At 69.3% G+C, this 18,926-nt stretch carries 17 protein-coding genes; 9 read left to right on the top strand and 8 right to left on the bottom strand.

Annotated elements, in window-relative coordinates; translation table 11 throughout:
• The first annotated feature begins 50 nt into the window (after positions 1-50).
• Positions 51-3,404: a tetratricopeptide repeat protein gene (locus tag OHU89_RS22305; protein WP_405645290.1), complete on the top strand. Its 3,354-nt coding sequence runs from the start codon at positions 51-53 to the stop codon at positions 3,402-3,404.
• Here OHU89_RS22305 and OHU89_RS22300 read toward each other — a convergent pair.
• On the bottom strand, positions 3,392-3,574 hold the full coding sequence (locus tag OHU89_RS22300; protein ID WP_405645288.1) for a DUF397 domain-containing protein: 183 nt from the start codon (positions 3,572-3,574) through the stop codon (positions 3,392-3,394). The two genes, OHU89_RS22305 and OHU89_RS22300, sit on opposite strands and share 13 nt — an antisense overlap.
• Positions 3,571-4,383: a helix-turn-helix domain-containing protein gene (locus OHU89_RS22295; protein WP_405645286.1), complete on the bottom strand. Its 813-nt coding sequence runs from the start codon at positions 4,381-4,383 to the stop codon at positions 3,571-3,573. The genes OHU89_RS22300 and OHU89_RS22295 overlap by 4 nt, the downstream gene beginning before the upstream one ends.
• 163 nt (positions 4,384-4,546) lie before the next feature.
• On the opposite strand from OHU89_RS22295, the gene OHU89_RS22290 reads away from it, so the two are divergent.
• From OHU89_RS22290 to OHU89_RS22270, 5 genes are all read left to right on the top strand, one after another.
• The gene (locus OHU89_RS22290) at positions 4,547-4,930 is read left to right on the top strand and encodes an ATP-binding protein (protein ID WP_405645285.1); all 384 of its coding nucleotides are present in this window, start codon (positions 4,547-4,549) and stop codon (positions 4,928-4,930) included.
• A 225-nt stretch (positions 4,931-5,155) separates the two neighbouring features.
• Positions 5,156-5,938, top strand: coding sequence for a helix-turn-helix domain-containing protein (locus OHU89_RS22285; protein ID WP_405645283.1), 783 nt, complete (start codon positions 5,156-5,158; stop codon positions 5,936-5,938).
• A gap of 101 nt (positions 5,939-6,039) precedes the next feature.
• A complete protein-coding gene (locus OHU89_RS22280; protein WP_307029409.1) occupies positions 6,040-6,387 on the top strand; it encodes a DUF6247 family protein in 348 nt (115 codons plus the stop codon).
• Positions 6,384-6,644: a hypothetical protein gene (locus OHU89_RS22275; protein ID WP_405645281.1), complete on the top strand. Its 261-nt coding sequence runs from the start codon at positions 6,384-6,386 to the stop codon at positions 6,642-6,644. The genes OHU89_RS22280 and OHU89_RS22275 overlap by 4 nt, the downstream gene beginning before the upstream one ends.
• A gap of 136 nt (positions 6,645-6,780) precedes the next feature.
• Positions 6,781-7,896 carry an ADP-ribosylglycohydrolase family protein gene (locus tag OHU89_RS22270; protein WP_266891033.1) on the top strand — a complete coding sequence of 372 codons (1,116 nt, stop codon included), beginning with the start codon at positions 6,781-6,783 and terminating at the stop codon, positions 7,894-7,896.
• 3 nt (positions 7,897-7,899) lie between these two features.
• On the opposite strand, the gene OHU89_RS22265 is transcribed toward OHU89_RS22270, so the two are convergent.
• From OHU89_RS22265 to OHU89_RS22255, 3 genes are all read right to left on the bottom strand, one after another.
• A complete protein-coding gene (locus OHU89_RS22265; RefSeq protein WP_405645279.1) occupies positions 7,900-8,190 on the bottom strand; it encodes a hypothetical protein in 291 nt (96 codons plus the stop codon).
• A 29-nt stretch (positions 8,191-8,219) separates the two neighbouring features.
• Positions 8,220-9,791 carry a sodium:solute symporter family protein gene (locus OHU89_RS22260; RefSeq protein ID WP_266891037.1) on the bottom strand — a complete coding sequence of 524 codons (1,572 nt, stop codon included), beginning with the start codon at positions 9,789-9,791 and terminating at the stop codon, positions 8,220-8,222.
• Between the two features lie 127 nt (positions 9,792-9,918).
• Positions 9,919-10,704, bottom strand: coding sequence for an SDR family oxidoreductase (locus OHU89_RS22255; RefSeq protein ID WP_405645277.1), 786 nt, complete (start codon positions 10,702-10,704; stop codon positions 9,919-9,921).
• A 94-nt stretch (positions 10,705-10,798) separates the two neighbouring features.
• On the opposite strand from OHU89_RS22255, the gene OHU89_RS22250 reads away from it, so the two are divergent.
• Entirely contained in the window at positions 10,799-11,638 is an 840-nt protein-coding gene (locus OHU89_RS22250) for a hypothetical protein (RefSeq protein ID WP_405645275.1), read from the top strand.
• Between the two features lie 108 nt (positions 11,639-11,746).
• Here OHU89_RS22250 and OHU89_RS22245 read toward each other — a convergent pair whose 3' ends face one another.
• The 3 genes from OHU89_RS22245 to OHU89_RS22235 all read right to left on the bottom strand — a co-directional run bounded on the left by OHU89_RS22245 (position 11,747) and on the right by OHU89_RS22235 (position 14,131).
• A complete protein-coding gene (locus OHU89_RS22245; protein WP_266825761.1) occupies positions 11,747-11,938 on the bottom strand; it encodes a DUF397 domain-containing protein in 192 nt (63 codons plus the stop codon).
• A 230-nt stretch (positions 11,939-12,168) separates the two neighbouring features.
• Positions 12,169-13,026: a helix-turn-helix transcriptional regulator gene (locus OHU89_RS22240; RefSeq protein ID WP_266891043.1), complete on the bottom strand. Its 858-nt coding sequence runs from the start codon at positions 13,024-13,026 to the stop codon at positions 12,169-12,171.
• A 349-nt stretch (positions 13,027-13,375) separates the two neighbouring features.
• Positions 13,376-14,131: a GPP34 family phosphoprotein gene (locus OHU89_RS22235; RefSeq protein WP_171148274.1), complete on the bottom strand. Its 756-nt coding sequence runs from the start codon at positions 14,129-14,131 to the stop codon at positions 13,376-13,378.
• A 313-nt stretch (positions 14,132-14,444) separates the two neighbouring features.
• Between OHU89_RS22235 and OHU89_RS22230 the strand changes: the two genes are divergently transcribed.
• Together OHU89_RS22230 and OHU89_RS22225 are read left to right on the top strand one after the other, a co-directional pair.
• Positions 14,445-16,856: a serine hydrolase gene (locus OHU89_RS22230; protein ID WP_405645272.1), complete on the top strand. Its 2,412-nt coding sequence runs from the start codon at positions 14,445-14,447 to the stop codon at positions 16,854-16,856.
• A 205-nt stretch (positions 16,857-17,061) separates the two neighbouring features.
• A complete protein-coding gene (locus tag OHU89_RS22225; protein ID WP_405645270.1) occupies positions 17,062-18,921 on the top strand; it encodes an MFS transporter in 1,860 nt (619 codons plus the stop codon).
• Positions 18,922-18,926 lie beyond the last annotated feature (5 nt).

Below are 18,926 nucleotides of genomic sequence, written 5' to 3'. Positions count from 1 at the left end.
CGATCATTCTTCCCGCAGCGCTACCGCAACATCGTACGCATTGAGCCAGAATGGAGTGGCTGAGCCGGAGTTTGATCTACGCGGGGGTGCGTCTGATGCGGCCGACGCGGCTGTCGATGCAGGAGCTGATCAAGCAGCGCAGGCGTGCGGGATTCGTGGGGCGGAGCGACGAGCGGGCCGCCTTCCGGGAGAACCTGGATCTGCCTCCCGAAGACGAGAGACACCGGTTCCTGTTCCACGTGCACGGGAACGCGGGGGTCGGAAAGACGTTCCTGGTGCGGGAGTTGGAGCAGATCGCCCGCGAAAGGGGCGCGCTCACCGTCTACGTCGACGAGGGCGTCGGCAGCGTGCCGGAGGCGATGTCGGCGATCAGCCGCCAATTAGCCGACCAGGGACACAGGTGCAAGGAGCTGGAACGCCTGCTGGCCGCCTATCGGGATCGGCGGCACGAGGCGGAGGCGATCGTGGCGGCCCCGCTCGACGCGGCGCCGGAACAGCCGTCGGCGGGCGGCATGGCGGTGGCGCGTGCCGGTCTGGTGGGGCTGGGCATGGTCCCCGTGGTGGGCGCCTTCGCCGGAGCTCTCGATGCCGACCGACTGGCCCAGGGCGCCGACCGGTTGCGCGAGGGCCTCAGCGCGCGCTTCCGCAGCCAGGAGGATGTGCAGCTGGTTCTGTCCCCGGAACGGGTGCTCACTCCAGTGCTGCTCGGCGAACTGTCCGAAGTGGCGTCCGCGGCATCGTGGATCGTCCTGTTCCTCGACACGTACGAGCGCACCGGGCCGTTCCTCGACGGGTGGCTGCACGAGGTGATGACGGGCGACCGGTACGGCACCCTGCCCGCGACCGTCGTCGTGGTGACGTCGGGGCAACGCCCCTTCGACACCGCACGCTGGGGCGCCTTCGCCGACTTCATGACGGACGTGCCGCTCGCGTCGTTCACGGAAGCGGAGGCGCGCGGGCTACTGGCGGACAAAGGCGTCGTCGCCGAGGCCGTGGTGGCGGAGGTGCTGCGCCTGACCCGTGGGCTGCCGCTCCTGGTCTCGACTCTCGCCGAGCAGCGCCCCACCGATCCGGGCGACGTCGGCGACCTCAGCGCCACGGCCGTCGAACGCTATCTGAAGTGGGAACAGGACCCGGTACGCCAGGCGGTGGCCCTTGCCTGCGCACTACCGAGGCGCCTGAACGTGGACGTGTTCCGGGCGACCGTGGACTGCCCGTCCGAGGAGGCGGACACGCTCTTTGGCTGGCTGCGACGGCTGGCGTTCGTCGATGACCGCGGCGACCGGCTGCGCTACCACGACCTGGTCCGAGAGCCGATGCTCCGAATGCAGCGGCATCGTTCCCCGCGAGGATGGACCGAGCGGCACGAGGCCCTGGCGGGTGTCTTCGGCGGCTGGTGTGAGGAGGCTGCGCGCGGGTTGAGCCCGTACGAGAAGTGGGAGCAGGAGCAGTGGCGTGAGCTGCGGTTGGAGGAGGCTTATCACCTGCTGTGCGCGCGCCCGGCGGCGGCCTTCTCCGCCGTGCTCCGGGATCTGATCGGGGTCTGCGCAGTGGAGCGGGCGGCGGGCCGGCGCTTCGCCCGCATGCTGGAAGAGGCGGGCGAAGCCGCAGGAGCTTCGGATCTCAAGGACTGGGGGCGGCGGCTGGGCGAGGCGCTGGCGGACGACGAGGGCGGGCTGGTCGGGGCGATGGATCTGCTCCTGGCCCATCATGGGCTGCACTGGCGCGACCGGGCCCTGGCACACACCGTGCGCGGGATACAGCTGCGCGAGGATGGCGAGCACGGAAACGCACTGGCCGATTTCGACCAAGCGATTGCCCTGGACCCGGAGTTGGATGTCGCTCATCACAACCGTGGCCTCACACGGCGGACCACAGACGACTTCCGCGGTGCTCTCACCGATTTTGACCGAGCCGCGGCACTACTTCCTGACTCGGAGCGGATCATCGAGGCCCGTGGCGAGACCTATCGACTGATGGGACGGCTGGAGGAGGCTATCGCCGACTTCGACCAGGCGATCGCCCTCGATCCGGCCTACAACGTCGCCCTCGCTTCCAGAGGCGTCTGCCACCACGGTCTCGGGCACCAGGAGCTGGCGCTCGCCGACCTCGACCGTGCTCTGCGTATCGATGCGAATTTCGTGTGGGCGCTGTCGCGCAGGGCTCGTCTGCACCGTGACATGGGGGAGTGGGAGAAGGCCTTCGCCGACCTGGACCGGGCGGTCGACCTTCGGCCCGAATCCGCATGGGTCGCGTCGGAAAGGGGAGAGACGTACCGGCGCGCGGACAGATGGGAGGAAGCCATAGCCGAACTGGACCGCGCCCTCTCCATCCAGCCCGACTACGCTTCGCCCCTCGCGGGGCGGGGCTACGCCTGCCAGCAACTGGGCCGGACCGAAGAGGCGTTGGCCAATCTGGACCGGGCCATCGAGCTGGTACCGGACTACGCGTGGGCCTTGGTGATCCGGGCGCGTCTGAAGGGGGATTCGGCGGACCGGGACGGCGAGATCGAGGACCTGCGCCGTGCCGTCGCGGCCAGTCCGGACACGGACTGGATCGAGACCGAACTAGGTGACGCCTACCGGCTCGTGGGCAGGCATCAGGAGGCGATCGTCGCGTTCCAGCACGTGGTGGAACGGGATCCGGACAACGCCTCGGCCCTGTCCAGCCTGGGCGCCTCGTACCGTGCCCTGAGGAACTACTCCGAGGCTCTCGTGTACTTGAACCGGGCCCTGGTGGCCAGCCCGGACTACAAGTGGGCCTACGACCAGCGTGCGCGGGTCCATCTCGCGATCGGACGCGTCGAACAAGGCCTGAGCGACTGGGACGCCCGCACATCCCTGGGCGGGGACGTGGACACGGCTCGCTACAACGCCATCGAGATGCTGATCCGCGGCGACCGCTGGGACGAGGCGGCGGCCCGCCTCACCGACGTGTCCCGGACGACCGACCCGGACCCCGACCTCGACTACCTGCGCGTCACAGTCCTGCGGCACACCGGGCAGTGGGAGGAGGCCCGGCGGCTCGTCGAGCGGATGCGAACGGAGGGCGTGGACGAACGAGAGTTCCTGCTGGCGATGATCGTGTCCGGCTCCCAGGGACTGGCTGCCGCGGAGCCCCGCTGGCGCGAATTCGCCCGGCTCCTGGAGACCGAGGAACAGGACGAGGCGGAGCTTCTTGCGGGCCGGTGCGTCATCAGCTGGGCCCTCGCCGACTGGGCCGCCGCCGACCGGTACCAGCCCGAACTCCTGGCGATCGAACTCGACTGGGACGACCTCGACAGCCTCGCCGTCATCCTCACCGACCTGATGAACAGCCCCGATGCCGACCGCGACCGTCTCGCCCCGCACCTCACGGCGCTGACCGGGGCCAGGGACGCGCTGCGGGCACGTTACGCGGAGTAGGTGCCGATGAACGTCGACCAGGCGTCGTCGGCGAAGGCGAGCCGGTCGCCGTCCTTGTCCTTGGAGTCGCGTACGTGGACGGTGTCAGCGGCGGGGGATATGGCGACCTCGACGCACTCGGGGCCCTCGTTGCTGCTGTAGCTGCTCTTGAACCACTCAAGGGCGGTCATGTCTCGAACTCCACTACTTTCTCGATGAAGGCCAGCGATTCTTGGGGCGTGAGCGCCTGCGCCCGGATCATTCCATAGTTGATTTCCAGGGTCTGGGCCTCCCGTGGATCAGTGATCAGGCGGCTGAGGAACTGGACTTCCAGGTGCCCCAGGGTCTTGCCGTCCTGGAGTTTCAGCAGCTGAAGTGAGCCGCCCATACCGGCGTGGTCCTCACAGTCGGTGGGCATCACCTGGATCACGGCACGCCGCGATCTGCCGATCTCCAAGAGGTGTTCGAGTTGCCTTCGCAGCACCATCCTGCCTCCGATGGGTCGCCGGAGTGTCACCTCTTCCTGGACGAAAGTGAGCTGCGGCCGAGGCGTGCGTTCGAAGACCGCCTTCCGTGCCATGCGGGCGGCGACGAGGCGGTCGATCTCGTCGTCCGTGTAAGTGGGCCGCCGCATCGCGTACAGCTCCCGCGTGTACTCCGGCGTCTGGAGCAAGCCGTGGATGTGGTGGCTGGCGTACGCCCCCAACTCCACCGCCTCACCCTCCAGCTTCGCCAGATCCCGCACCTTCTTCGGATACCGGACCTCCTCCACGTCCTCCTTCATCACCGCGATCTTCCCGTGCGCCCCCAGCACGTCATCGGCCTTGTCCAGGAAGTCCGGCTTGGGAATCCTCCGCCCGCGTTCCACCGAGGAGACCATCTCCCCGCCGTACCCAATCGCTTCCCCGAGCTCTGGCTGAGTCATCCCGGCGGCCTCGCGCCACAGCTTGATCTGTCGGCCGACCGCCCTTAGTACGGCCTTGGCTTCCTCGTCCTCCACCCTCGCCCATCTCCTCCCCGTACCGGCCGTACAACCCCACTACACACCCGGACAGTCACACTCCGTACCGGAGTCACCGCTGTTCAGAGCAGGTGCACCCGACCACTCTGGGTGACGTGAATCAGAAATCCCCCAAGTCGCCGCCCCCACGCTTCACTTCACGGTGTTGCTTGCCGCAAATCGAAGCGGTGCTCGACGCGCCCGTGAGCACACGGTCCGCCAACTCGGCGCCTGGGGCGTGCCGTCCGAGGACGTCGCCCAGGTCGTCGCCGAGCTGACGGCGAACGCCGTACTGCACGGGCGGGTCATGGGAAGGGACTTCCGGCTGAGACTGCGGCTCCTCGTCGACGGCACGCTCCGTATCGAGGTGACCGACGCCCGTGGCGACCGGATCCCGCACATCCCCGACCCGGTGACCGCCGACGCGGAATCCGGGCGTGGGCTGCGGATCGTGGCGGCGTATGCGGAACGCTGGGGTGTTGACCAGGGACCCGCCGGCTGCAAAACCGTATGGGCGGAGCTGGCGCCGGATCGCGGTGCGTCATGACCCGGTCGGGCGCGACATCAAAAACCAAAGAACCGGGGAAAGAACCCAACCCACCCCTACCGTCCCCGTCGATCACTCTCCGGAGTGAATATCACCAACTCGGCTGGCGTGGCAGGGTGGTTGTGGTGCAGCGTCTGCGACAACAACTCAAGACATGCTTCGGCCCTCGCCGGGACTGGCATCCCAGTGCGAGGGCCTGATCACCCAGGAAGAAGACGCTTCCCGATGACTGACAAGCACCCTAGCGCGCCCGCGCCCGCGAAGACCCGGCATTCCCACTCCGGTGTCATCCACGAGAATGAACCCCACACCGAGAACTTCACCGTGGTGGGCAATCACCTCCTCCAGCACCCCGAGCTGTCGCTGACGGCGATCGGCCTCGCGGTCCACATCCAGTCGCTGCCCGCCGGGGCGTCGATCGGGATCAAGGCGTTGGCGGGGAAGTTTCCGGAAGGGGAGATCCGGATCGCCGCGGCGCTGCGGGAGTTGGAGGAGCATGGATACCTCACGCGTGCCAGGGAGCGTCTTCAATCGGGGCAAGTGACGACCCGGACGACCTCGTACAACAAGCCGCGGACGGCGGCGACGCCGGTTCCCGAGCCCGCTGCCCCGGCTGCGGCTCCTCCAAAGGCGCCCGGACACAAGTCACCGGCCGCCGATCTGCTGACCCGTCTGCGTACCTATGACTCCCGCCTCCTGCTGTCCGAACGGGACGTACGGCGGTTGGTCCCGGACGTCGCGGCTTGGCTTGAGCGGGGCGTGCCCGCCACCGTCGTGGAGCGGACCCTGACGAGTGGCCTGCCGCAGGACCCGATCAAGCGCCCGGCGGCCTTCCTCGCCCACCGCCTCACCGCGCTGCTGCCGCCGTCCCTCCCGATCGGGCCTCCGCCGCCTCCTGTCCGCGTCCTCCGCCCGGACCCCTTCCACACCTGCGACGGCTGCGAGCGGGCCTTCAGAGCGCCGCAACCAGGCCGGTGCCGGGATTGCCGCCTGTCCGGTGCGGCGTAGAAACCCTGAGGGCGATCCCCATGACAAGCGCCGCCCAAGCACCGCGCCAGGTACTCCGCCGGTACCGTACGAGGACCGAGCCACCCGCACCGGAGGTCACCGTGAGCGCCCAGACCGACGGCCCGTACGGACCGCTCATTCCCATGCCCGAACTCACCCCGGACGCCTTGCGGGCGGCTGTCACACGGATTGCTCCGAGCCGGGTCCCAGCGCTCACGCAGCACCTCTTCGAGGCCACGACGAACGCGCAGCAGACGCAGAGCCTGGCACCGTTGCGGGCTTTCGTGCACTCCTGGGCCGTCTTCGTGGCGATCGAGCGGCACCCGGAGCGTGCCGCTCGGCTGCGTGAGCTGGAGCGGCTCGTGGACGCGGGAGAGCAGGACCCGGCAGCGGCCATCGCAGAGATCCGCGGGATCCGGGAGACGGCCGAGGCGGAGGCCGGGCTGTGACGGACTGGGCCTGGGACTACAACCCGAGCGCCGAGTACGTCACAGACGGGCTGCCGCCCGGCGTGGTGGCGGAGGTCGAACGGCTCGCCACCGAGCTGGCCGCACTCGGTCATGACTCGGTGAAGGTCGGCAGGCCGCTGGACCGCGAGGGCGGGCTGCGCGAGTTCGACATCCTCGGCGGACGCGGTTTCATCAGCTTCCTGGCCGTGCCTCGCCACGAGTGCGTCTACGTCTGCAACGTGACTTGGTACGGGTAATACCTGACCACTCGGGACTATTTCCGACCACTCCAGGCACATCTCCCATACCCCTACGCCCCCTGAACCGACCGTTCCCGGTCGATTACAGTGCTGAATCGTCGTGTACGCGGGCGGTGCCGCTGGGGAGGTCTTGGTGGGTGCGACAGCCGGGGCCATATGGGGCCGTGTCGAGCAGCAGGACTTTCGGGGCCGGGTGCGGGGGACGTTGCTCGGAGCCGCCGTCGGGGATGCGCTCGGGGCGCCCGTCGACCAGCTCGATCTCGACGGGATACGGGAGGCCTACGGCGCCGAGGGCGTCGTCGATCTCGGTGCCGCCTACGGCAGACGCGGGGCCGTCACCCACCTCACCCAGCTCACGCTCTTCTCCGTCGACGGGCTCATACGGGCCCAGGTGAGACGGGACATCGGGGCCTGGCATCCGCCCACCGATCTGCATCGGGCGTATCTCCGCTGGGCCGCCACCCAGCGGGACTGGGGGCCCGACGAGCGGCGGAAGGAAGACGGGTGGCTCGCCAGGGAGGAGTGGCTGTACGCCCGGCGTGACCCCGCCCGCTCCCTGCTCGTCGGGTTCGGCGACGAGAACATGGGGACCCTCGAGGCACCCAAGAACCCCGGCGAGGCCGGGCCCGAGGCGGCCGCGCGGTCCGCGCCCTTCGGGCTGCTCGTCGGATGGGAGCCACAGCTCGTCGCACAGCTCGCGGTGGAGTGCGCCGCGCAGACGCACGGGCACCCGGTCGCGTACCTCTGCGCCGGGGCGTACGCCGTCATCGTGCACGCGCTGGCCCGCGGCGAGAGCCTCGACGGGGCCGTGCAGCGGGCGCTGGCGCTCCTGGCCGCCCGGCCCGGGCATCAGGCCGTCTCGGACGCGTTGCAGCACGCGCTGGGCGCCGTACGGCAGGGCATGCCGACCCCGGAGCGGGTCGGGGAGCTCATGGGGGAGGGGACGGCCGAGGGACTGCTCGCCGTCGCCGTGTACTGCGCCCTCGTCGGCGAGGACGTCCGTCACGGCCTCTGCCTCGCCGTCAACCACGACGGCCCCTCCGCCGCGGCCGGCGCCCTCACCGGCGGCCTCCTCGGCGCCCTGCACGGCGAAACGGCCCTCCCGCCGGCCTGGCTGGCCGAGCTGGAGGGCCGTCCCACATTGCTGGAACTCGCCGACGACTTCGCCATGGAGATGACCCAGGGGCCCGCGCTCCACGGTCCGGCGGGGTCGTCCCCGGGGTGGCTGGCCAGATATCCGCGGGGCTGACGTTCAGAGCCCCCGGAGCGCCTCCTCCAGGTTGTCGCCGTAGCCGGCCCAGCAGATCACCGAGCCGTCGTCGTTCAGGCTCCCCATGTACCACTCGTCGTCCTCCCGCACGAGGCACAGCCCGCCGAAGGCGAGGACGAGGTCGGGCCGGAGGGCCGTGGGCTCGCTGTCCGGCGGGCCCACGACGACGCTCACGGGTCGGTCGGGGGAGATCGGTACGGCGGCGCGGTCACCGGACACGGCGCGCAGCCGCTCGACGGTCCATCCGGCGGGGAGTCCGGGTTCGGGATTCACCGCCGTATGTTCCCACCGCCGCACCGGCACTACTCCTTCGTCGTCCGTACGACCTCGTCAACCGGCCCCGCCGGCACCGGCACGGCCGCCGCGGCCGCTCCGTCCCCGTCCGTATTGATCTTCTCGATGATCGCGAGCCGCTCCGGGGTGTCCTCCGGCTTCACGAAGCCGATGAGGATGTAGAGGACCAGCGACACCGCGAGCGGGATCGAGACCTGGTACTGGAGCGGGACGCCGCCGTCGACGTTCCAGTTGATCGGGTAGTTGACCAGCCAGAAGGCGAGCAGACCCATCGACCAACTGGTGAGCGCGGCCGTGGGGCCGGAGCGGCGGAAGGGGCGGAGAAGGCCGAGCATCATCGGGATCGCCATCGGGCCCATCAGACCGGCCACCCACTTGATGACGACCGTGATGATGTCCTTGAACGCGGGGGAGTTGACCTGCGTCGCCGCCGCCATCGACAGGCCCAGGAAGACGACGGTCGCGATGCGGGCGACCTTCAGGCCCTGACCCTCGTTCCACGTCCGCGCCCTGCGCCAGACCACCGGCGCGCAGTCCCGGGTGAACACCGCGGCGATGGCGTTGGCGTCGGAGGAGCACATCGCCATGGTGTGGGAGAAGAAGCCGACGATGACCAGGCCCAACAGGCCGTGCGGGAGCAGCTGTTCGGTCATCAGGCCGTAGGAGTCGGAGCCGTCCGGCTTCTGGGACTCGACCAGCAGCGGCGACATCCACATGGGGAAGAAGAGGACGACCGGCCAGACCAGCCAGAGGATCGCGGACAGCCGGGCTGAGCGCTCGGCCTCGTGCGCGTTGGCCGTGGCCATGTAGCGCTGGGCCTGGTTGAGCATGCCGCCGTTGTACTCGAAGAGCTTGATGAAGAGGAACGCGAGGAGGAAGACCGTGCCGTACGGGCCGACCAGCGGCTCGCCGTGGCCCTGGAGCTCCGGACGGTCCCAGGCCTCGAAGAAGCCGATGCCCTTGTCGCCCAGTTCCGCGACGACCGCGATGAACATCGCGACACCGGCGAGGAGTTGGATGACGAACTGGCCGAGCTCGGTCAGCGCGTCCGCCCACAGACCGCCGATCGTGCAGTAGACGGCGGTGATCGTGCCGGTGATGAGGATGCCCTGGTTCAGCGAGATGCCGGTGAAGACCGACAACAGGGTGGCGATCGCCGCCCACTTGGCGCCCACGTCCACGATCTTCAGCAGCATGCCGGACCAGGCCAGCGCCTGCTGGGTCTTGAGGTCGTAGCGGTTCTTCAGGTACTCCAGCGGGGAGGCCACATGGAGACGCGAGCGCAGCCGGTTGATGCGCGGCGCGAACAGCTTCGAACCGATCGCGATACCGAGGGCGATGGGGAAGGACCACGTCACGAAGGATGTGACGCCGTAGGTGTAGGCGATGCCCGCGTAGCCCGTGAACATCACCGCGCTGTAGCCCGACATGTGGTGCGAGATACCGGAGAGCCACCAGGGCATCTTGCCGCCGGCGGTGAAGAAGTCGCTGACGTTGTCCACGCGCTTGTGCGACCACACGCCGATCGCGACCATCACGCCGAAATAGCCGATGAGCACGGCCCAGTCGAGACCGTTCATGTGCGCCCTCCCAGGGGATCGACCCGGCGCTCATCGTGGGCGCTGTCGCGTGAACACGACAAGTGAGCGTAAGGTCAAAGGGAGGTAAAAGTATTCGGCATGATGGCCTTGGTTCACCTATATGAACTCACCGCATCAGCTCCCCGGCGTTGACCAGCAGTGATTGTCCGGTGATCGCCCGCGCCCGATCCGACGCCAGGAACACCGCCGCGTCCGCCACATCCCCGTCCGTGGCGAGATCGGGCAGGGCCATGCGCTCGGTGAGCCTCATCAGCACCTCGGACTCCTCGACCCCTTCCGTGTGCGCGGTGAACTGGACGTACGCCTGCACCGGCGGCCCCCACATCCAGCCCGGCAGCACGGTGTTGACCCGGATCCGGTGCGGCCCCAGCTCCCGCGCGAGGGAGTACATCGCACTCGTCAGCGCCCCCTTCGAGGCCGCGTACGCCGCCTGCCGCACCTGCGAGGGGGCGGCCACGGACGACTGCGTCCCGATGAAGACGACCGACCCGCCGCACCTCTTCAGCGCCGGCAGACACGCCCGTGTCATCCGCAGCGACCCCAGCAGGTTCACGTCGATCACCGACTGCCAGGTGGTGAAGTCCGCGTCCTCGATGCCGCCGAAGTAGCTGTCCCAGGCGGCCACATGGACCACCGCGTCGATCCGCCCGAACCGCTCGCCCGCCAACTCCGCCAGCGCCACGCACTGTTGCTCGTCGGTGATGTCCGTGGGCCGGTACGCCGTGTGCGCCCCGTCCGGATCGATCTCGGCGGCGCTCTTGGCGAGGTTGGCCTCGGTGCGCGCCCCGAGCACGGCGTTCCCGCCGTCGCGTACGACGGCGGCGGCGACCTGGTGGCCCAGTCCGGCACCGACGCCCGACACGACCACCGTCTTGCCTGTGAGCAGTGGCATGAGAGTCCTTCCCTTCGGTTCGCTCGCCCTGACCCTGGCGCAATATCTGACGGGGCGTCAGAGTATGGGCGAGCCACCCAGGAAGGGGAAGGGAATGAGCGAAGAGACCCGCAGTCAGACGTACGCCGAACTGGCCGCCGTGGGCCCGTACGGAGTCCGTCCCGGCCATGCGCTCATCACCATGGTCGAGCCGCATCCGGGCCACGAGTACGCGTACAACCGCTGGTACGAGGACGACCACTACTACGCCGGCGCGATGGCGATGCCCTGGATGTACGCCGGGCGCCGCTGGGTCGCCACCCGGGACCTCCAACTCCTGCGCTACCCCGAGAAGTCGGCCGTCGCCCAGCCGGTCACCGCCGGGTGCTACATCTCGACGTACTGGATCACCGACGGCCGCTACGACGACCACATGAAGTGGACCGTCGGCATCAACAAGCGCCTCAACCGGGACGCCCGGGTCTACCAGGACCGCACGCACGTCTTCACCGCGTTCCAGGACCACGTGGCGACGGTCTACCGGGACGGGGCGGCAGGGCCCCGCGACTTCCACGCCCTCGACCACCCGTACACGGGCCTGGTCGTCGAGGTGATCGACGCCGAATCGGCCGCACAGCGCGAGGAGTTGCTGGAGTGGCTGCGGTCCCGGCAGCTGCCGAAGCGGCTCGCGGGGTCACCGGCGGCGATGGTGACGGTCTTCAGGCCGACGCCGCTGCCGGGGGACCGGATGACGTATGTGAAGCAGGTCGAGGGCGTCGACACCCGGCTGACGCTGCTGTGGTTCCTGGAGGCGGATCCGCGGGAGTGCTGGGAGGAGCACTTCACGGGCCTGGAGAAGCCGGTGGACGAAGCCGGCCTGGGGAGGCTGGAGTTGGTGGCGCCGTTCATCCCGACCGTGCCGGGGACGGACACCTACGTCGACCGCCTCCGGTAGGCCCGTGTCGGGACACAAGCCGAGCCCCCTCGGCAAGGACGGCGATCTGGACGAGAGGGCTCTTCGGTGATGCTTGTGTAGTTGTGTAGTGCTCGATCACTCGATCATTTACGCCTTGACCGAGCCGACGAAGGCGTTCCACGCGTCCGCGGGGAAGGCCAGCGTGGGGCCGTTCTGGATCTTCGAGTCCCGGACGGCCATCGCCGACACGACAGGGGACTTGATCTCGACGCACGCGCCATTGCCCTGGGAGTACGAAGACTTGACCCACTTGTCCGCGGCGCCTTGCTTGATTGCCATTTTCGCTCCGATTAGCCAGTTGCTGAGTTGCTGTCGCCGTGGCGTGCGTATGTCTCCGTCTGCACGGCACGGGTTTGCGCCAACGTTGTTATCCGATGGCGTGATCGACGCTACTCGCCAACATCGGGGAGCGGAGGAAGCATTCACCCGGGCGGGTGGCATATTCCATTGGGTCTTCCGCTGCGACCGGGCGAAGGTGTACCTTACGGCGCTTCGCCTTACAGAGTGGGTCAGCGTGCGTAGTCCTTGGCGATGCCTGAGATGAATTCCCTGCTTTGGTCCACGTTCAGGGCCTGTGCCCGCAGATGTTCGTACATGACGCTGTACTTCTGTACGTCCTGCGCCTTCTCCAGATACAGGTCGCTCGTCACGCCCTCGATGTAGACCACGCTGGAATCGGCGGCATCGGGGAACTCGAGGATCGCGTACTGCCCGCTCACCCCGGGATGGGCACCCATCGTGAACGGGATCATCTGCACCGTCACGTGCGGCAGTTGCGACATCTCGATCAGATGCTCCAACTGCTCGATCATCACCTGCCGGTTGCCGACCTCCCGGCGCAGCGCCGCCTCGTCCAGAACCGCCCACAGCCGGAGCGGGTTGTCGGCGGCAGAGATACGTTCCTGTCGGCGCAGCCGCACCTGGACACGCTTGTCGATGTCGGTCGGCGTCGCCTCGGGCAGCGCGCCGGAGATGAGGGACTCGGCGTAGGTGCGGGTCTGCAGGAGCCCGGGGACGACCTGGGGGTCGTAGACGCGCAGACTCGCCGCGTCCGTCTCCAGGCCGATGTAGACGCTGTAGGGGATGTCGCCGAAGGAGTGCCACCACCCCTGCTGGCGGCTGTCCTTGGCCATCTGCATCAGGGAGTCGACGATCCGGACGTCCTCCACCTCGTACACCCCGCACAGATCGCGGACGTCGCGCTGGCTGATGCTGCGCCGGCCGTTCTCCAGGCGGCTGATCTTCGACTGCGACACCAGAAGCCGTTCGGCTACTTCTTCGGCCGTCATGCCCTTGAGTTCACGGAGCCGGCGCAACTCCTGGCCGAGCCGGCGTCGCCTGACGGTGGGATTGACATTGGACGCCACGGGAACGTGCACCTCCGGCTGCGTGCCTTCGAAAATGGCCACTTTGCGTATCTGCTGTTGAGCAGACTGCCACCAAGGTGGTTTCTACCGCTGGGAAACGGTGGATATGCGCTGCGTACGCGCCAGTTCGCCATGATCACAAGGCAGTTGGCGCCTCCAGGGCCTGAATCGGCCATGATCCGGGGCACAAAAAAGGCCGCGCGGGACGGCAGGACCGTGGTGTCGTCTCGGACACACGGTCCCGCCGCCCCGCGCGGACCAGCGGCTCCCGATACCGGGTCTGGGGTACGCCGGAGGTGCGTGTGGTGCGTGGTGCGGTTCTACGTCGGTCGTGTCGTGGAACTGCGGCTCAGTGAGCCACGACACGCGCCATGGAACCGCGGCGCGGTTGCACCGGAACGCCGCGGGCGGGTTCCGGTGCCTGCCTGACACCTGGTCCGGCCGGACGGCCGGTCGGGGCCGGGCTGCGGCGTGGCTGTGCGGCCACACCGTTCTGGACGTCCATCACGGCGTGCGCGACGAGACCGCCCATGGGGTCGTGCCTGATCAGGTCCCGCAGCCGGGAGCGAGAGGAGCGTCCCTCGTTGCCCGGATACAGGTGCTTGCCGAGGCCGACCGCGTGCGCCAGGGCGGCGAGCGCCGCGGTCCGCGGGTCCGGCGGTACGCCGGTGCGGATCGCGGAGTCCAGTCGGGATCTGATCTCCCGGCTGATCTCGGTCTGACTCGCCTGGTAGCGAGTCGTCGGCAGCACTCCGCACATCTGGCCCGCCACGGCATGCACCATGCCGCACCGCTCCAGATGCGAGAGGTAGGTCTGGCGTAGCCCGAGACGCGGCCCGCCAATCCAGTTGACCGCCCGGACCGGAGCGCCACGCCTTCGCAGCAACTCCAACGCGCAGTCGAGTGTCGGATCTCCAGTCGGCCGTGGGGACACCACGGCGATACGATCCCCGTCTGGGGCTATCCGTCCGGCCAGCGCCAGCTCCACTAGCTGTGCTCCGGCCAGACCAAGGTCGAGCGACTGCGGCTGTGCGGTGGTACCCGTGGCCGGGTCCAGCGCCAGCAGCAGAAGCTCCTCCGGAAGTGTTCTGCGGCTCCTGCCCATCCATGCCTCCCCGCGTGGATGAAAGACAGGGTGACCCCTCTCACATTGGTCTGTCGAGGGTGCGTGACCTGTTTGTAGTGGAACCGGTAGGTATGTCGTTCTCGTCTACCGCAGGAGCCAAGCCCTCACACAGGACACTGGTACATGGTTCGGACACCGTGGGGGAGCGGTGTCAGGGCGAGGCTGTTCAGACGCGTTCACGGTTTAGGAGGCATCGGTGGCGGGCGAGTCCCCCGACAGGTCGAAGCAGCGCGAGTCGTCGGCAGAACCGACGTCGGGGAGCGCGAGTCCGGTTCCCGAAGCCCGGGGTGAGGTGCGCGACCCGCGCCTGGCGGTGGCCCGCGACACCGAGCCGCCCGCGGCCCGCGGTGGCGTGGACACGGCGACGCGGGTCTTCTCGGCCCGAGATGTGGCGCAGGCACGGTCCGCGGCCCAGGAGGCGAAGTCGACCGGGCCCGAGGAGGCTCCGGGCACGCCCGACGAGGCCGCCACGGCGACCGAGGGCCCCCAGGACGCCGGGAAGGCCGACGAGCAGCCGCCTGCGGCCGAGGACGTCCAGGACGCCGTGCCCACCGATGGTGCCGAGGGCGCGGAGGACGCAGCGGCGGCCGAGGACGTCCGGGACGCCGAGCCGGCCGATGGTGCCGAGGGCGCCGGAGGGTCTGCAGAGGCCGGTGCCGGGGTCTCGGAGGCTGCCGAGGGTGCGGGGGACGCAGCGGCGGCCGAGGACGTCCAGGACGCTGTGCCGACCGATGGTGCCGAGGGTTCGCGAGGCGTGAAGGCTTCGGCGGCGACCGTCGAGCCGGCGTCTGCCGGGGCTGAGGGTGCCGCAGGGGCCGCGGAGGCCGGTGCCGGGGTCTCGGAGGACGCCGAGGGTTCAGCGGCGGCCGGGGACGTCCAGGACGCCGTGCCGACCGGCGGGGCCGAGGGCGCCGAGGATGCAGCGGCCGCAGAGGACGTCCAGGACGCCGTGCCGGACGACGGTGCCGAGGGTTCGCGGGACGCGGAGGCTTCGGCGGGGCCCGGCGAGACGGCGTCTGCCGCGCCCGAGGGTGAACCCGGCGGTGGTGACGCCAGGTTGCGGGCTGCCGTGGCCGCGTGGGTGCGGTCCGGGGATTCTCCGGATGCGGCGGACTCGGGTGGCGAGGCCAATGAGCGACCGGCGAGCGACGCTGCGACCGACCCCCGCGCCACCGCGAACCCGAGCGACGCCGTGGACGCCCGTCAGGAGTCCGCGCAGGCGACCCGTGAGCCCGGGGAGAAGGCCGACAAGCCCGCACCTGGTGCGGATGGGAACGCGAAGGCCGAAGGCGACGCCGCGCCCCGCGTGGACCAGCCCACCACCATGCTCAAGCTGCCCAGCAAGTTCGTCGCGCTCAAGCCCGACGTCACCACCGCCATCCCGCAGGTCGGCCCCGAGCGCACCACCCAGCAGCCCCTCCCGCCCAAGCCCCCGCTGGACCTGCTGGCCGAGCTCACGAACACGCCGCCGCCCCCGCAGACGCCACTGCGGACCACCTTCCGCCGGGTCAAGATCTGGACCCCCCTCGTCCTGCTCCTCGCAGTGGTCTTTGCGGTCGCACAGTCAATGCGCCCCCTGCCCACCCCCACCCTCGAACTCACCGCCGAGGACAGCTACTCCTTCGACGGCAGCAAGGTCGACATCCCGTGGCCCGCGGACGGCCAGGCCGCCCTCGACGTCCAGGGCATCGGCAGCTTCGGCTCCTCCGGTGACCAGAAACCCGTTCCGATCGCCAGTGTCGCCAAGGTCATGACGGCGTACGTCATCCTCCGCGACCACCCGCTCAAGAGCGGTGACGCAGGCCCGAAGATCAAGATCGACCAGACCGCCGAGGACCAGTCCCAGGCCGGTCAGGAATCGACCGTGAACGTGACCGCCGGGGACTCCATCTCCCAGCGCGAGGCCCTCGAGAGCATCTTGATCGCATCCGCGAACAACGTGGCGAGGCTCCTCGCCCGCTGGGACGCGGGCTCGGAGAAGGCGTTCGTCGAGAAGATGAACGCCGCCGCCGAGGACCTCGGGATGACGAACACGACGTACACCGACCCCTCGGGTCTGAACGACACCACCGTCTCCACCGCCGTGGACCAGGTGAAGCTGGGCAAGAAGGCGATGGAGGAGCCCGCGTTCCGCGAGGTCGCGGCGATGATGTCGTACGACGACTACAAGGGCGTCAACCACTCCAACTGGAACCAGATCGTCGGCAAGAACAACGTCGTCGGCATCAAGACCGGCACCACCACCTCCGCCCTCGGCAACCTCCTCTTCGCGGCGAAGAAAGAGGTCAACGGAGAGACCCGCACCATCGTCGGCGCCGTCGTCCGCCAGCCCGCCGGCGGAGTGGACAACACCATCCTCAGCGCCGCCCTCACCGCGGGCGACCAGCTGATCCGGGCGGCGCAGGGCGCGCTGGAGTCCGCGACGATCCTCAAGAAGGGTGATGTCGTCGGCTATGTCGACGACGGCCTCGGCGGCAGGACCCCGGTCGTCGCCACCAAGGACGTCACGGCCGTCGGCTGGTCCGGGCTCACCGTCAAGCTGACCTTCGCCGCCGACGACGTACCGCACACCGCGAAGGCCGGCACCAAGGTCGGCACGCTCACCGTGGGTGACGCCTCGGCCGGTGCGGTGAAGGTGCCGGTCGCGTTGCAGAAGGACCTCGTCGAACCGGGCTTCACGGACAAGCTGACGCGCATCAGCTGACCCGTAGGGCGGCGCGTACGGCAAAAGAGGAGCGAAGATCCTGTATGCACCCCGTCGACCGGGTACCCGTCAGGGCGCCCGTCGGCGGGCTGCGTGCTAGCGTCACGAATCGGGGCAGGTCGCCGCTCCCGGAGACGCAGCCGTGAACATGGCCGGAACGGGACGGGGCCGAGAACAGAAGACGGGACACGGGGAGTGCCTGAAGGTGGCCACAGCCGAGCCGACACGCGCCGACGACGCCGATCCGGGCCCGGGTACCGGCCCGCGAATACGTGTGCCCGCGCCGCGTGACGGCGGGGAACGCAAGAGCAGTCCTGCGGAGGAGCAGCCGTCGGCTGCGCACACCGCCTTCCTCGCTCTGCGTGAGCGGCTGCTGAGACACCCGGTCCTCTCGCTCACCGCACTGTCCGGTGTGCTCCACATCGTCTGGTTCTTCACCTTCGCCAACAGCGGCGGCGACCTGGCCGCGCAGGACGCCTGGGCCGAGTTCGTCGGCCGCCACCCGGACTCGGCGTACAACCTGGCCTGGTACGGCGGGATGCACCCGGTGTCGTACAGCGTGGTGTCGCCGTATCTGATGTCGGTTCTCGGTGTCCGTACGACGATGATGATCGCGGGGACGATCTCCGCCGGGCTGCTCACGATGATCCTCATCCGCAGCCGGTCGGTGCAGAACCCACTGTGGGCGGCGCTCGCCGGGCTCGTCGCCTTCCTCTGCAACGCCGCCTCGGGGCGGGTCACCTTCGGTCTGGGCACGGTGTTCGCGCTCGGCGCGGTCGCCGTCGTGTTCTGCTGGCCGCACCGCTGGCGCTACAAGCGGTGGGCGAAGGCGCTCTGCGCGGCCCCGCTGGCCGCGCTCGCGACGATGGCCTCGCCGGTGGCGGGACTGTTCGTGGGGCTGGTGGCCGCGGCGCTGTTCCTGCAGAAGCGGCGGCCGGGCGCGTGGGCGCTGGGTATCGCGCCGACCGCGGTGGTCGCGGTGTCGGCCTGGCTCTTCCCGTTCTCGGGTACGCAGCCGATGGGGTTCGGCTCGGTGATCCTGCCGTTCTCGTACGGCGTCCTCGTCTGCGTCCTCGTCCCCAAGGAGTGGAAGACGGTCCGGCTGACGGCCGGGGTGTACGCCCTCGGTGTCGTCCTCGTCTGGCTGATCAGCTCGCAGATCGGGACCAACATCTCGCGGCTGCCGATGCTGTTCGCGGGGGTCGTGCTGGTGGCGGCGCTGCCGTTCGCGGTGCCGCGCTCCCGCAAGTGGTACGCGATCGTCCTGTCCATCGCCGTGTTCACCGGCTGGATCGGGTTCAAGTCGGTCGACGACGTCGTCCACACCACCCCGGCCGCCTCCTGGGCCCGTGAACTAGCGCCGCTCGTCAACGAACTCCAGGGGGTCGGCGCGGAGAAGGGCCGCGTCGAAGTCGTGCCCGCACGCTCCCACCGCGAGGCCTCCGCGCTCGCCCCGTACGTCAACCTGGCCCGCGGCTGGAACCGCCAGGCCGACATGGAGCGCAACCCGCTCTTCTACGACGACACCCTGAACTCGGCGAACTACCACGAGTGGCTCGGGCGCTGGGCCGTGCACTTCGTGGTGCTGCCGAAGGACGCGCCCGACGGGGACGGCGGGGAGCGCGAGCGGGAGCTCGTGCAGCGCGGGATGCCGTACCTCAAGCAGGTCTGGGGCGACGCCAACTGGCAGCTGTTCAAGGTCACCGACCCGGCCCCGCTCGCCGAGCCCGACGCGGTCGTCGAGCGCGCCGAGCAGGGCGAGTGGACCCTTCAGGTGACGAAGCCGGGCCGGATCCTCATCCGCATCCCCTACTCGCCGTGGCTGAGCATCGTCGACGCCGACGGCAAGAGCCTCGAGGGCCCCCGGGAGACGGAGGCGTCCAAGGACCGGCCCGACGGCGAGCCGAAGTCGTACGACAACGTCAACGGCTGTCTGACGGAGACGGAGGAGGACGTCCACGGCGACAAGTGGACCGAACTGCTGGCGCCGAAGGCGGGGACGTACCGGTTGGCGGCGCCGTATCAGCTGCCGCGCGGGACGCCGTGCCCCGACGAGCTGAAGTGAGCGTG

This window comes from Streptomyces sp. NBC_00019 (assembly GCF_045041015.1).
GTDB lineage: Bacteria > Actinomycetota > Actinomycetes > Streptomycetales > Streptomycetaceae > Streptomyces.
This window is presented reverse-complemented; position numbering and strand designations above follow the sequence as displayed.